Consider the following 14,764-nt stretch of genomic DNA (forward strand, 5'->3'; position numbering starts at 1 on the left):
AATACTCCTGATTTCTACCTTATTCTTAACTAGTATACATTATTTCATCTTCGACTAACTGTTCACTACACTTACCCATAAGGCAGAAAGAGCGCAATTCTACACTCTTAAATCGAGCCTGTTTGTTGAAAAAAGTTTGCTCTTTTTTACTCTTTAAAATCACTTTCATAAGGATTAGCGTAAAGATCTACATCAATTTCAGCTTCAATACTTGAAGCAAATTTTATTATTTCTCTATCCATATATAAAGCAGGCGTATTTCCATTTTCTATTTTAATAACAATAAAGATTTTACACTCTAAAGAATAAGTGTCTTTTATTTCGTTAATTATTAATGTCTTATTTTGTAATTTGCCTAAAATTTCTTGGAGTTGCTTATTAACATCAAGTGAGTTTTGGTAGCCTGTTCCTAAATCCCAACTCGTTTCTTTTCTATAACGAATCTTTGAACGATTTGGAATTAAATCGCCCTTTTTATAAGTCTTAGTAGGAATTACTTTTAACTTTTCCGTAACCTCTTTTATTGGAAATTCATCTCCATATAAGCTGAAATACACATTTACTTGAGTCTTATTCAAGTTTAATTACACCTCCCAGTAAGTGTTAACCTATATATTAAATTTATTTATTGAAATTAAAAAAGGGCACGATTCTACTCTTAAATCGCGCCCGATTATTGAAGATTGTTATACCCTAAAACACTGTAAAGTTTAATAACTCTTTTCTTATTACTCATCATATTCTTCAAAAATTCGAATGATAAATTGCTCTAAATTAGGTGCATATTCTTCCAATTCTGCAGTTTCCTGATACCAAAGATAAATGGTATCTTCCAATTTCCCATTCCTTTTTTTAAAGCACAGTATATCTCCTGAACCATCATCACCAATCAGTATAAGGTCTTCAGAGGTTCTTTCATCTCTTACTTCCTTATTATGTCTAACAACATCATCCCAGGTTTTTTTAGAATTTATTTTGGTTTTAATAGGATAGAGAATCCATTCACCAATCTCGGCATTATTGACTAACTTAAAAAGCTCTCTATATTGTTCTGGAAAAATAACACCTAACTTTTCCTCTGTAAGCTTTATATCCGATTCATTAACGCCAGGTTTCTTTGTTTCGATTAAGCTCCTTACATTCTGCATTAAAATAGGACTCCTTCCCATAAATCTTTAATTAATATATTAATTAAATAAACAACTTAATAATTTCCTTTTTCAAGTAACCTAGACTGATAGTTTAAGTAAATCCCTTCAAAGCAAAAAGATCGCAAATTCATCCTCTGAAAAGCGCCCTATTGTAGAATATTGCTTTGGATTACACTAGATTTAACTAACTAAAAATATTGTTAGTAGCTTAAGCTAATTATAAAAAATACAGTACTGGCTATTATTGATATAATCAGTATTATTGTTTTGTATTTTAAATCTTTAAATGCTGGATACACATAATAATATAAAATCCACCATAATCCTAGCAACATCACCCAAAAAAATATTCTACTTGATATTGTAGGTTGTATTGTTATAGCTTCTGGAATTGAAGCTAAAGTAAATATTAAAATTAACGGAGTAGTAAGAAAAAAATATATTATCAACATTTTGATATAAGACCATTTTTTGTTCACTGAATTTTCTCCTTTTATAATTACCAGAGATATAGTTTCTTATCAATTTGGCACTTAAATGAAATCAGACACATTTCTTAGAGAAACGCGCCCTTTTCTGGAAGAACTTAAATATCATTTATCTAAATGAAATCCTAGGTCTTGAAATGAGAGTCCTATTTTAGTGTATTTTTAACCAATTAATACAAACTTTCTACAGGAACATGATCCGGTAGTTTAAATGGATTTTCTTTGTTCATACGATCATAAAACATAACACCGTTTAAATGATCTATTTCATGTTGGATAACTATTGAACCATATCCCTTAAATTTGTATACTACTTCTTTCCCCGTTATGTCATACGCTTTTACCTTAATTCGTTCATATCTCGGTACATATCCCTTAACTTCTCTATCCACTGAAAGGCAACCTTCACCTTCAGGTAGATAAACCATATTAACAGAATGACTAATTATTTTTGGGTTAATCAACATATATTCATGATCTTCATTCTTGTCATCCTTAAAAAGTGCAGCAAACATACATTTATCAAGGCCAATTTGATTAGCAGATAATCCTGAACCAGGACGTAATTTGTATTTCCTTGAGATAGTTGGGTTTTGGCTATTTTTTAAATATTGAAGCATACATAATAATGCTTCTTTATCTTCCTCAGATACAGGAGTATTAACTTCGAGCGTCTTTATTTGTAATACTTCAGCCCCTTCTTTTACTATATCTTTCATCGTAATCATGTAATTTGAATGATATTTACTCATAAATAAACACCTCATCTACTTTCTTATTTAAAACTTTTGCAATTTTAAAAGCTAATTCTAGAGTAGGGTCATACTTATCATTTTCAATACAATTAATCGTTTGTCTTACCACTCCACATTCCTTAGCAAGAGTTTCTTGTGTAATTCCTAATTTTTTTCGTAATACTTTAATTATATTTTTCAAATTATCACCACATTTGTCTAAAGTATTGGACATATATATTGTATAATAATAATAAAAAATGTCCAGTATATTGGACATTTTAATTAACATTCTTATTAAAATTATACAAATTTGACCCTACCCTATCTTCCGTAATATGGCCCGATTGTGGCATAAGTCTATAAACAATGCTTCGCCGTAATTTCAATACTTCAACAATAAATCTTTAATCCTTTTTAAACAACAATAAGAAAAAACGAATTCTATAGTCAGAATTCGTTCTTCGTAAATTTTTATACTAACTCTAACAAGGTAACTGCTTCAAATTTTTTGGAGCTTATGCCTTTTTTATATTAGTTAAGTTCTTATTTAGTTGAATCTAAGGTGTTGCGACGTAATCAAAAGCGTTCCATCGTTAAATCGGTATTTACTGCAAACGCAGCTTTATTACCTTTAGCAGCTGAAATCATTAAAGAGGATGGTTTAGATCTTTCTGTTTCTCCTGCAATATATACATTTTTTTGTGTTGTTCTACCGACACCATCTGTAATAACTTCTCCATTTTCATGAATATCACAGCCAAGCTTCTCTGCAAATTGATTAGGGCGATAATAAGATGGCGCAACAAATCCAGCCGATCTTATAATAGTTTCTCCTGTTTCAAACTCTATTTTTTGTAAGTAACCATCATTACCTATTAATTCTTTTATTTTTTCCGAAATAATTTGGATATTGTGTTTTTGTAACTCTGTTTTACCTTCTTTAGATAATTGAACCCCATTCGTTAAGACAACCAAATCCTGGGACCAATTATAAACTAACTTAGTCAAATGCAGAATATGCTCTTCTTTTTCCGCAATAACTACTAATGGCTTATCTTTTTGCTCCCAACCATCACAATACGGACAACTAAATAAACTCTTCCCATAAAACTCTCTTATACTTGGTATAGAAAATATCTCTTGAATACCGGTAGCGAGTATTATTTTTTCCGAAACAAATTCCTCACTAGTAGATGTTTTGACAGTAAATCGCTCATTACCTATATCCTTGATGATTTCAGTAACTGTTGCATTAAAATATGATACGGACGGGTAATTCTCCAACTCTTTTAACGCTATCTCTTTAAATGCTTGTGGTTTTATTCCATCTCGAGTAATAAATCCATTTGACGCTTGTGTCACTCTATTCCTATTCGTTCCATCGTCAAATAATGCAATGTTTCTCCTAGCCCTACTTAAAGTTAAGCTAGCACTTAACCCAGAAGGACCTCCACCAATAATAATACAATCAAGGACATTCATTTTTTTACCTCCGTATTGATTTGCTTTTTTGTATTGTTATTTTCAAAAGACTACAACATTTCCCATATACTAGATTTTCATCCTTAGACACAACTATTAAATATGTAAAGAGTTACGGTGTGTTTAGCGTCAACAGGAGATATAGCTGAGAATTCAAAATAAGTTATATCAAATAAAAAAAAATCACTTTATCGTTATTTTTAAAATCACCCTATTTTATATTGATTTATTCAGTTTAATAACAACTATTCAAAATCTTCACAATGTGCGAAGTGTATGTGGGCAACACATTTGTGATAGAAGGTTTAATTGATTGGCTTGATCTTCTCAAATTGGGACGTGATTATTGTGAAAGGGAATATTAAATTTTTAACCAGAGTGGGCTTCGGTATATGCAACTTCTTAAGAAATAATTATTATGTAGAATATCGAGGATCAGAAATTTTAACTTTTGAACCATTTTGTTAGTTAATTAATCTGATATTGATAAGAATAACACTTAACAATTGAACTTTATTTCACAATTATGGCTCTAGAATATTAAAAGAAGCGCCTATTCCTTAAGAATGGCGCCCAATTGTGTAACAATTCTCCAGATGGAAAATGGACGTTTCTACGATACTCATCAAACTATATTAAGGTGAAAATTATGTGCTCTGGATTCTCAAATAATTGTAATTAAACCGATTATAGTAAACATCTTTTCTTCGTGGTTTTTGAGAAGTTGTGCTATATTCAAAGTGTCAGGAGTGAGTTCATGAAAAAGTTTTTAACAATTACAACAATTGTTCTTGTTTTACTCGGAACAGCTGGCTATGCTGTGTGGCATTTTGGGACAAATATCGCTTCAGAAAAAATACTCGAAAAAGTAGAGTCTACCTTAGATGACGAAAATCTAGTAGAACTAAAATCTAATATCGAGAACGATTCGCAAGTTCAACAAATTGTAAGCGAAGCAGCAACTATTAATCCGGATACTCTTCCCTTCCAAACTAAGGAAGAAGCGACACGTGTGTTAATAAAAAAAGTGGGCGTTAATCGTCTACTTGAAATTCAGGAACAAGCGCAAGCCGGTTCAATTAATAAAGATGAATTATTATCCGAAATGGAAGGTAAACTGTCTGAAGATGAAATTTCTGCTTTAAAATATGTATTATATAAGGAATTAAATAAATAAAATTTGCCATATAGACTCGATTCCGATTTAGTGGAATCGGGTTTTTTCTTATGTGAGAGCTCTACTCGATAATATGGCAGAGAAATTGGAATAAGCGCTATTCCTTGCTATAGGAAAGCGCCAATTGTTGTAGATCCGTTATTCAACTAAAGCGACTGGATTTTTCTAAACGATTGAAAATGTAGATTTTTACCGTTAATAAATTGAACCAGTCTATATACAGATTTTCATCTCAAAAGTCTTCTTTTAGATATGTTTATACCTTTTCATAATAAAGACAATATGTAAAGGGATATTCACGAAATGTTGATCTCACAGCATTCCCTGGATTTTCCCTTTCAAACTTTCATTTAGAATCGTTATTTAAAACTAATATGTATAGTTCAATTATTTTCTATTTACTTATATTTTAGAAGAGACAAGAATAAATCTAACATTACACTTCCTAAATTTTCAGTAGACTGAGAGAACCTAAATCTTAAATACGTCCATAACTAGTAAAGTGTGATTTCCAGTAACTAGATTGAACAGATGCAATATTTACATTTGATCCACTGGCACTAATCATTTGACCCTTACCTAGATAAATGCCTACATGAGAAACACCTGGTTTATACGTATTACTGAAGAATACTAGATCCCCAACCTGTGGAGAAGTAACTTTTTTAGCCATATTATAATAGCCTGCTGCTGTGTTGCGGCTAATTGATTTTCCTGCATTTTTAAATACATAATAAACAAAACCAGAGCAATCAAATCCAGATGTTGTAGTTCCTCCGAATACGTAAGGTACACCAAGATAATTCTTCGCTACACTTACCACTTTAGAATTGGTTGTTGATGTTGTAGTAGTAGATGCTGTACCATTAATCTTTAATTTTTGGCCAACCTTAATGAGGGTTGATCTCAATCCATTTAATTTCATAATTTCTGTGTATGTCGTACCATATTGTTTTGCTATACCTGATAATGTATCATTGCTTTTCACGGTATATGTAGCTGCAGATGCGCCAGATGCCGTTGAAAGTAATAAGGATGTACATAAAGTTAATGATGCTACAGTTTTTACTAATTTATTCATAATAAAACTAAACCTCTTATATTTAATATTTTTGTGAAATTATTTCTTTGTCAGATAAATAGTACCAAAAAATATATTACATTTTTATTACATTAAGGTTAAATAAAAAAGTCTATACTACAACAAAACTATTACATGCTACATCACCCAAAACATAGTTAGGGTGAAACTAATACAATACTCGTTGTGATCTAAAGAACAAACTCATTATATTAATATCATTCATTTTAAAAAAGTTGGACAAGAAAAAATCCTGTATTTCAACACAGGATTATAAAATTCAAAATATGTTTAGAAGTTTTCCTCCTTGTTCGATTTTTTTAGATGAACTTAATTTTAATAATTTAGCTTAAAAAGATAATAAATTTCTTTTAACCCCAAATTACGACCTCCCTAATTTCGTATTACACCTTTTGAAGCATTCTATCGCCTCTAATTACCAATTAAACTACCAAATTATAATACCTACGCGTTACAAATAACATTCTAATTATGCTGAAATTAGGCAAACAAAAACACTCTTTAGGCACCCCCCTTGTTATTGACACTAGTATATAAATTGTTAAAAAATCTCGTAAAACGCTCCCTTTTATAGGAGCCAGTTTACAAAAATACTATCTCAAATGAGAGAGTTAATAAAAAAATATATTCTGATGTATTAATAAAATAGTCTCCCACTTTAATAAAATAGAATTAACGTGATTAATATTTTCAAAGACTGGATAGAATTGTGGTATATAAAATATTTGTTGGAGGTTATTAACATGACTAAAATACAAGTTAAAGATATGAACATGATTGAAGGACACACTATTGAATGTAATGGAAATGTATGTTTTTGTGGGGAACGAATATTTTTCACTGAGGAAATGTTGCAAAATAACATCATCATAGTCGATACATCACGCGAAATGGAAATAGAAGAAGGTATAGTTACTAATCAGACAATTGAAATCCTTTATGCTAACGATCTCTATTCACAACAAATTTTGCTTTATCATGGACCAAATTTGAAAGATATGTTTGATAGTCTATTAAAGAAAGAGATTGCGACACAATTTACAGTAAATACAATCCAGAATTTCATGTTAAATATGGTAGCTCTTTCGGAGTCGAATATGACTTCAGTTGATTTATTTGATTACTATGAGGCAATTGAAGTAAAAGAGATTATTACAAGCAAAATCAACACTATCAAACAGTATTTAACAAATTAGTATAGTACACAACATTTACTTCGCGAATTTTCTAATCGTTCTTCTTCCATCCATCTCGTCAGAACATCTTGACTATAAGATATGATATTCAGTTTATAAAAAAGCTACTTATACAATGCCTGATTTATTGCATTGTAAAGTAGCCTTAACTTAACACCTATTTAATTTACTAAATGCTTAGTTTGACACTTCGCCTTCAACCTGCATTTCATGATTAACTCGATTTCTGAAGAAGTATCCTATAAGTGCACCGATTAAACCAGTAATCAACCATCCAGCACCCGCTGTAAATAAAGGGATAAATGCAAATGTATTATTGATTTCCTCAACCATAAATTTAGCGTCTTTTAGTGCATCCAAAATCGCTACAACTGAAGTCCCTGTCATTGCCCCCACATAAACGCTTTGTGCACTATTAAACCATTTATCTGTAAAGGTAAGGATTATTAACGTAATTGCTATTGGATATAATAACATTAATACTGGTGATGCCATTGATAATATTTTTGTTAGTCCAAAGTTTGTAAATACTACACCTAAAGAAGCAAAAATAATTAACCATCTTTTATAAGAGATTTTAGGAAGAATACGTGCAAAATATTCAGCTACTGCTGCTAAACAGGCTACATTTGTTGTAATACCTGTTAGGAAAATAACAATTCCAATTAAGTAAATACCTACTTGTCCAAACAATGTTTTAGATGCTAACGCAATAACTTCGCCACCATTCGCCATGTACCCTATAGATTCTACGCTAGATACTCCAATCCAAGCCATAGAAACCTGTAAAGCAATTAACCCTATTACTGTAATAAGTCCAGCTTGGAAGAAAACCTTTGATATTTCTTTTTGACTCTTTAAATTTAATGATTCAATAGACTTAATGAATATACCGCCAAAAACAAATGCAGCCAGTACATCCATTGTATAATAACCTTGCGTAAAACCTTTTAAAAAGGCAGCCATACTTGTTTCATATCCTGCATCTATTACTGGTGCTTGAGCATTACCCATAGGTGTGATAATAGACTTTGTTACAATAATAATTAAAAGTGCAGTGAATACAGGTGTAATTAGCTTTCCTAATCTATCAACAAACTTTGAAGTTTCCCATGATAAATATACTGTTAGTACTGTAAAAATAATAGAGAAAATCAATAAATACAATATGTGATTCGCTCCACTTGGGAATAATTGTCTTAATCCAATTTCATATACAACTGATGTTGTACGAGGAATTACATAAAAAGGACCTAAGGCAAGAAATAGCAAAATAGAAAATACTAAAGAGAATTTTGGGGAAACTCTATTTGCTAGATTTTCTACTGTGCCTCCCCCTTTATTTAAAGCGACTATTGCAAGTAAAACCAATCCAACCCCTGTAATTAAGAAGCCTGCCATTGCAATCGGTGTATTTATTCCAGCCTGTTGACCCACCATAGGAGCAAATATTACATTTCCTGCCCCTAAAAACATTGCAAATAACATAAAGCCTATTAATAGAATGTGAATGAAAGATATTTTATTCGTCATAACCCAATCCCCTTTTTGTTATATTTGAATAATTAAACGACAAACCCTTCTGGATAAATGTCTGATGAATGAAGCATAAATTTATGCTCTCCTATAATCCAAGCGGAACCTTGAATAGTTGGAATAATTGCTTCATAATCTCCTACATTAGTTTTATCTAATATCTTTCCTATAAATTTTGAACCAATAATACTTTCCTGAATAATTGTTTCTCCTTCATCTAGTGAAAGTGTTGCCATTTTTGCACATGTCCCCGTTCCACATGGTGAACGATCAATTTGTTCATTCCCGAAAACAACAACATTTTTAAAATGATTGTCTGCAATTTTCTCTGAAATCTCTACCAAATCAACAGACTTAATTTCTTCAATGAATGGATGCTTAATTTCAATATTTGTATTGATGTATTTCCTAATAAGACTTGCGTATTTAATAATTTCTTGCTTATTATTCAAATCGATTTTAATGTTCAACTCGTTTGAATTTACTATTGCAAAGAAACTTCCTCCGAAGGCAATATCTAATTGAATTGGACCTAAGCCATCTACTTCAAGGTGTAAATCCTTATGTAGAACAAAAGCCGGAACATTTTTAAACTCCACAGATTCAACGTACTCACCGTTGTAATGAACGAAACATTCAATAATGCCTGATGGAGTGTCAACTAAAACCCTATCTTTTCTTTCTATCAATCCCCTATTTAAACACATTGTTACGGTACCTATTGTTCCGTGACCACACATATTTAGGTAAGATCCACTATCCATAAAAATTACACCGATATCACACTGTTTATTGGCGGGCTTAACTATAATTGCACCGAACATATCTTTATGACCACGTGGCTCATTCATTAGCAACTTTCTTATATGATCATAATTTTCCATAATAAAACTCTTCTTTTCCATCATCGTATTTCCTGTGATTTCTGGAAAACCATCTACAACGATACGAGTTACTTCTCCCACTGTATGTGTATCAATAGTCTTAATTTCGTATTTATAACTCCCCATATTTATGCCTCCCTTAGAATATTTTGGTTAATTTGGAATTAATAATATACACCATAAAACATAATTCTGAATTTTAAAAGACTTTTTTTTCTGAATATTAATATAATATTTTTTTATTTTTTCAAAATACCAATAATATCAAGTGTTTTGTAGATTATTTTGTTATGTAAAAATATTTTTCAAAAAATTTTAGTAGTTTTATTTTTCAAAAAAGTGATATAATCGCCATCAAACGAAAATTTTTTGCAATGGAGGAAGAAAAACTATGGCATTAAAAGACTTTTTTATTTACCTTTCAGAAAACCGTATATTAAATTCCGCAGCTCAAAGATATGGTCTTAGACTGGGTGCACAAAGCGTAGTAGCAGGAGTTAGCATCGAAGAAACTGTTAAATCTATTAAAGAACTTAATAAACAAAATATTTCTTGCACAGTAGATAATCTGGGTGAATTTGTTTATGAGAAATCAGAGGCTATTGAAGCGAAGAATAAAATTTTAGAAGTAATTCAAGTTATTCATGATGAAAATTTAGATGCACACATTTCACTAAAACCATCTCAATTGGGATTAGATATTGAATACGAATTCTGTAAAGAAAATTTAAAAGAAATTGTTGCTCTTGCTCATCAATATAATATTTTTGTGAACTTTGATATGGAAGATTACGCTCGTCTACACAGCTCATTTGAATTACTTGAAGAGCTCAACAAAGAATTCGATAACATTGGTACAGTTATTCAAGCTTACTTTTTTGAATCAGAAGAGCTTATTGAGAAATACAAAGATTTTAGATTACGAATTGTAAAAGGCGCTTATAAAGAACCAGAGAATGTTGCTTACCAAACAAAATCAGAAATTGATAAAAACTATATAAAATTAATTGAATATCACCTACTAAACGGTAAATTTACTTCAATCGCTACACATGACCATAGAGTTATTAATCATGTAAAAGCTTTTGTTAAAAAGCATAATATCCCTAATGAGAAATTTGAATTCCAGATGCTTTATGGCTTCAGAAAAGAAATGCAATATGATCTTGCAAAAGAAGGTTTTAACTTCTGTACGTATTTACCGTTTGGTAAAGATTGGTATGGTTATTTCATGAGAAGACTTGCGGAACGCCCACAAAACCTATCACTTGTTACAAAACAAGTATTTAATAAAAAGACCAATACAGCTATCGGTCTTGCAACAACTAGTTTTGTAATAGGTCGTTTATCTAAAAAATCTAAAAAAGTTAAACAATAAGGCTAGTCCCTTTCGTAAATAGAAAATGAAAAAGTCGATTTGTCACAAACATGTGAGACAAATCGACTTTTTATATTTAAAAACCTAAATGAAAAGAATTCTATTCCTCATGTTTATCAGATGAACTTCTTGATTCTGTGTATTTTCTGATTCTGTATTGTAAACTCTGTCTTTTAATTCCAAGTGCAGTTGCAGTTTTAGATACATTACCATCAAAAAGTTCCAAGGCCCTTGAAATATAATAGTCCTCAACCTCATTCATATAAACATCTAGTGGCCTTAGTTCATTTTTATTCATGACAACAAATATATCACTTTGAGCAATATCTTGATTCTCTGGTGACTCTATATTTTGTATTTTCCACTTGAAGTGGGCTGGCAACATATGAGCTTCAACCAAACTTTCAGTAGTTATTAACGAACTAATATCATCTAACAATACTTCTAACTCCTTTAAGTTACCTGGCCAATTGTAATTTAAGAATATTTCTTTCACCTCATCGGATAATCCACTAATAGCTGATCCATAACTTTCTCTATGTCGCTTAAAATAGTCTTCGACGAATGGCATGATATCTTCTTTACGATTTCGCAGTGCCGGAATGTAAATAGAAATATCTGAAAAGTGGCGATAAAGTGCCTTAGATAGCTGTCCTTTTTGGATAAGGTCAAAAGGATCTTCACCAACACTTGCTATAAATATGTGATGATGATTTGTATGATTTGCTAATAATTCTACAATCTTCTCCTGGGCTTCCTTAGATAAATATTCAATTCGTTCAGCAAAAAATGTAATATTCTTTTTTTCAACAATATACTTTTCTAACTGACTTATCACCGACGCCTCATCACGTCTACAAATTAGCGTAATAAACATATCATTTTTGTCTTTAAGTTCATGATGAATCCCTTCAGCAATCATATCTATCCCTGTTCCAGATTCACCAACTAAGATAACAGGCATTCTACTATAGGCAACAATCTTCGCCTTTTCGATTACCTTTTTCATTTCAGTTGAGATCGCAGTGATAATTTCGAATGTAAGAGGTTCATTGTATCTTCTAAGTGGCTGATACATCATATATTCTTGTTGAGTAATGTCTCGTGCAAATTCTACCGCACCTACCAAGACATCTTGACTATATAGCGGATAAATATTACTAATTAGAGTTACTTCTTGTCCTTTTTGATTCCAAAAAGTCTTTTTCTCATTCAAAATGGGTTGTTCATCTTGTAAAACTCTTAATAATCCTCCTTTCTCCGTATTAAATCCAACAATCTCAAGAGCTCTTCTTTTCTCGAATTCTTCATCACTAATACCTTGTAGCTCACGCATTTTTTTATTATAAATTATGAGTTTTCCAGTATTATCAACTACGCAGATTCCATTATCCCCTTTTTCAACTATAAATTTATAAATATCAAGTAATGTTTCGTGTTGCATATAGTGCCCCCTGTATTAATCTCTTAATAATAAGTGTACCACTAACAATATTAGTTTAAATATTTATAAAATTTAAATTTTTGTGTTGCAATGTGCCAAGAAATATTGCATCATAATTAATATACAAAAACAATAAGTGCAAAATGATTATGCACCATATTACGATTGGAGGATTAATAATGATTAAATACAAGCATGAACCACTTATAGATTTTTCAGTGAAGGAAAATAAGGAAGCTTATGAAGAAGCACTTGCAAAAGTAGAAGCAGAATTAGGTGCTGACTACCCACTTATCATCGGTGGTGATCGTATTACAACAGAAGATAAGATTATTTCTTACAATCCAGCGAAGAAAACAGAAGTAATTGGCTCTGTATCAAAAGCTTCTAAAGAACTTGCAGAAAAAGCAATGCAAGTAGCAGATGAAACTTTCAAGACTTGGAAAAAGGTTAAGCCTGAGGTTCGTGCTGATGTTTTATTCAAAGCAGCTGCTATTATCCGTCGTCGTAAACATGAATTTTCAGCGCTTCTAACAAAAGAAGCAGGTAAACCTTGGAATGAAGCAGATGCTGATACTGCAGAAGCAATCGATTTTCTAGAATACTACGGTCGTCAAATGTTAGAACTAAAAGATGGTCGCAAAGTGGAAAGCCGTCCAAATGAGTTTAACCGTTATGACTATATCCCACTTGGTATAGGTGTAATTATCTCACCTTGGAACTTCCCATTTGCTATTATGGCTGGTACGACAGTAGCTGCAGTAGTAACTGGTAACACGGTTTTATTAAAACCAGCTTCAACAACTCCAGTTATTGCCTATAAATTTATTGAAGTATTAGAAGAAGCAGGTCTTCCTGCAGGTGTTGTTAACTACGTACCAGGTTCTGGTGCTGAAGTTGGTGACTACTTAGTAGACCATCCAAAAACTCGTTTTATCTCATTCACAGGTTCCCGTGATGTAGGTTTACGTATTAACCAACGTGCATCTGTCTTAAACGATGGTCAAATTTGGATTAAACGTGTAATCGCCGAAATGGGTGGTAAAGATACAATTGTAGTAGACAAAGAAGCAGACTTAGAATTAGCAGCACAATCTATCGTGAAATCTGCATTCGGCTTCTCTGGTCAAAAGTGTTCAGCATGTTCACGTGCAGTCATTGTAGAAGATGTTTATGATGAAGTGGTAGAACGTGTTACTAAACTAACAAAAGAATTAACAGTTGGTGACCCAACAGATCCATCTAACTTTATGGCTACTGTTATCGATGCAAATGCATTCAATAAAATTACAGAGTACATTGAAATTGGAAAAGGTGAAGGTCGTTTAGTTGCTGGTGGTACTGCTGATGATTCAGTAGGTTACTTTGTTCAACCAACCGTATTTGCTGATGTAGATCCATCTGCTCGTATTATGAAAGAAGAAATCTTCGGACCAGTTGTAGCCATTACAAAAGCAGCAACATTTGAAGAAGCAATCGATATTGCGAATGATACTGAATACGGTTTAACAGGTGCAGTCATTACAAATAACCGTTTAAACTTAGAATATGCTCGTGAAGAATTCCATGTTGGAAATCTTTATTTCAACCGTGGTTGCACAGGTGCAATCGTAGGATACCAACCATTCGGTGGCTTTAATATGTCAGGTACTGATTCAAAAGCTGGTGGTCCTGATTATTTAACATTACACATGCAGGCGAAAACTACTTCAGAAGCTTTTTAATTACCAACAATATAATAGAAGAAACTCCTCAAAAAGGGCTCCTTAGTTTGGAGGAATTTGTACGAGGTGAATCTAGTCATTCTAGTATAGAGGTGATCTTTATTTTTGTAATAGCTAAGTATATTGACCAATGCGTAACTTTTTATGAATTCGAGTGCCAACAAGAGGCTATTGAATTTTACAATAATATAGATGGTACAAAAATCTTTACAACAATTGTTGATCCCCCTGCATTATCCCTAAAGAATCAAACTCAGGCAATCGTTGAAGTAACGACAAAAGTAGCAGCCTTGAGATAATAATTAAAAAACCTCACAAAAGTTAATTTCAACTTTTGTGAGGTCTTTTAGTGGGAAAACTAATAAAATACGTATTATTAAACAAACGCGCCCTTTAACAGAAGTATAGATTTCAGGAAGATTAACACAGGATTTTTAATCAACCTTTTCATTAACGTCTTGACCT

14 protein-coding genes are annotated in these 14,764 nt (G+C 31.8%); 5 read left to right on the forward strand and 9 right to left on the reverse strand.

The window, feature by feature from the left end; all coding sequences use genetic code 11:
* Positions 1 to 146: 146 nt before the first annotated feature.
* The 5 genes from JOD29_RS10000 to JOD29_RS10020 all read right to left on the reverse strand — a co-directional run bounded on the left by JOD29_RS10000 (position 147) and on the right by JOD29_RS10020 (position 3,858).
* A complete protein-coding gene (locus JOD29_RS10000) occupies positions 147 to 578 on the reverse strand; it encodes a DUF4279 domain-containing protein (RefSeq protein WP_124764521.1) in 432 nt (143 codons plus the stop codon).
* Positions 579 to 728: 150 nt separating this feature from the next.
* A complete protein-coding gene (locus JOD29_RS10005; protein ID WP_124764523.1) occupies positions 729 to 1,148 on the reverse strand; it encodes an SMI1/KNR4 family protein in 420 nt (139 codons plus the stop codon).
* A 661-nt stretch (positions 1,149 to 1,809) separates the two neighbouring features.
* Entirely contained in the window at positions 1,810 to 2,391 is a 582-nt protein-coding gene (gene def, locus JOD29_RS10010; protein WP_061184386.1) for a peptide deformylase, read from the reverse strand.
* Positions 2,384 to 2,575 (reverse strand): helix-turn-helix transcriptional regulator, encoded by a 192-nt coding sequence (locus JOD29_RS10015; protein ID WP_061184385.1) that lies wholly within the window; start codon positions 2,573 to 2,575, stop codon positions 2,384 to 2,386. Before JOD29_RS10015 ends, def begins: the two co-directional genes overlap by 8 nt.
* Positions 2,576 to 2,952: 377 nt before the next feature.
* On the reverse strand, positions 2,953 to 3,858 hold the full coding sequence (locus tag JOD29_RS10020) for an NAD(P)/FAD-dependent oxidoreductase (RefSeq protein ID WP_124764527.1): 906 nt from the start codon (positions 3,856 to 3,858) through the stop codon (positions 2,953 to 2,955).
* A gap of 757 nt (positions 3,859 to 4,615) precedes the next feature.
* Here JOD29_RS10020 and JOD29_RS10025 point away from each other — a divergent pair.
* On the forward strand, positions 4,616 to 5,035 hold the full coding sequence (locus JOD29_RS10025) for a hypothetical protein (protein WP_124764529.1): 420 nt from the start codon (positions 4,616 to 4,618) through the stop codon (positions 5,033 to 5,035).
* A gap of 478 nt (positions 5,036 to 5,513) precedes the next feature.
* On the opposite strand, the gene JOD29_RS10030 is transcribed toward JOD29_RS10025, so the two are convergent.
* Positions 5,514 to 6,116, reverse strand: a complete 603-nt coding sequence (locus JOD29_RS10030; RefSeq protein WP_124764531.1) for a C40 family peptidase — start codon at positions 6,114 to 6,116, stop codon at positions 5,514 to 5,516.
* A gap of 764 nt (positions 6,117 to 6,880) precedes the next feature.
* On the opposite strand from JOD29_RS10030, the gene JOD29_RS10035 reads away from it, so the two are divergent.
* Entirely contained in the window at positions 6,881 to 7,333 is a 453-nt protein-coding gene (locus JOD29_RS10035) for a hypothetical protein (protein WP_124764533.1), read from the forward strand.
* Between the two features lie 177 nt (positions 7,334 to 7,510).
* Here JOD29_RS10035 and brnQ read toward each other — a convergent pair whose 3' ends face one another.
* Positions 7,511 to 8,866, reverse strand: a complete 1,356-nt coding sequence (gene brnQ / locus JOD29_RS10040; protein WP_124764535.1) for a branched-chain amino acid transport system II carrier protein — start codon at positions 8,864 to 8,866, stop codon at positions 7,511 to 7,513.
* Positions 8,867 to 8,898: 32 nt separating this feature from the next.
* Entirely contained in the window at positions 8,899 to 9,879 is a 981-nt protein-coding gene (locus JOD29_RS10045) for a proline racemase family protein (RefSeq protein ID WP_124764537.1), read from the reverse strand.
* Positions 9,880 to 10,144: 265 nt separating this feature from the next.
* Here JOD29_RS10045 and JOD29_RS10050 point away from each other — a divergent pair, with 265 nt between their 5' ends.
* Positions 10,145 to 11,131 carry a proline dehydrogenase family protein gene (locus JOD29_RS10050; protein WP_124764539.1) on the forward strand — a complete coding sequence of 329 codons (987 nt, stop codon included), beginning with the start codon at positions 10,145 to 10,147 and terminating at the stop codon, positions 11,129 to 11,131.
* 100 nt (positions 11,132 to 11,231) lie between these two features.
* Here JOD29_RS10050 and JOD29_RS10055 read toward each other — a convergent pair whose 3' ends face one another.
* A complete protein-coding gene (locus tag JOD29_RS10055) occupies positions 11,232 to 12,575 on the reverse strand; it encodes an AAA-type ATPase lid domain-containing protein (RefSeq protein WP_124764541.1) in 1,344 nt (447 codons plus the stop codon).
* Positions 12,576 to 12,754: 179 nt separating this feature from the next.
* Between JOD29_RS10055 and pruA the strand changes: the two genes are divergently transcribed.
* Entirely contained in the window at positions 12,755 to 14,299 is a 1,545-nt protein-coding gene (pruA, locus tag JOD29_RS10060; protein WP_124764543.1) for an L-glutamate gamma-semialdehyde dehydrogenase, read from the forward strand.
* A gap of 47 nt (positions 14,300 to 14,346) precedes the next feature.
* Entirely contained in the window at positions 14,347 to 14,598 is a 252-nt protein-coding gene (locus JOD29_RS10065) for a hypothetical protein (RefSeq protein WP_124764545.1), read from the forward strand.
* Positions 14,599 to 14,764 lie beyond the last annotated feature (166 nt).

This window comes from Lysinibacillus composti, from assembly GCF_016908465.1.
GTDB classification, from domain to species: Bacteria; Bacillota; Bacilli; order Bacillales_A; family Planococcaceae; genus Ureibacillus; species Ureibacillus composti_A.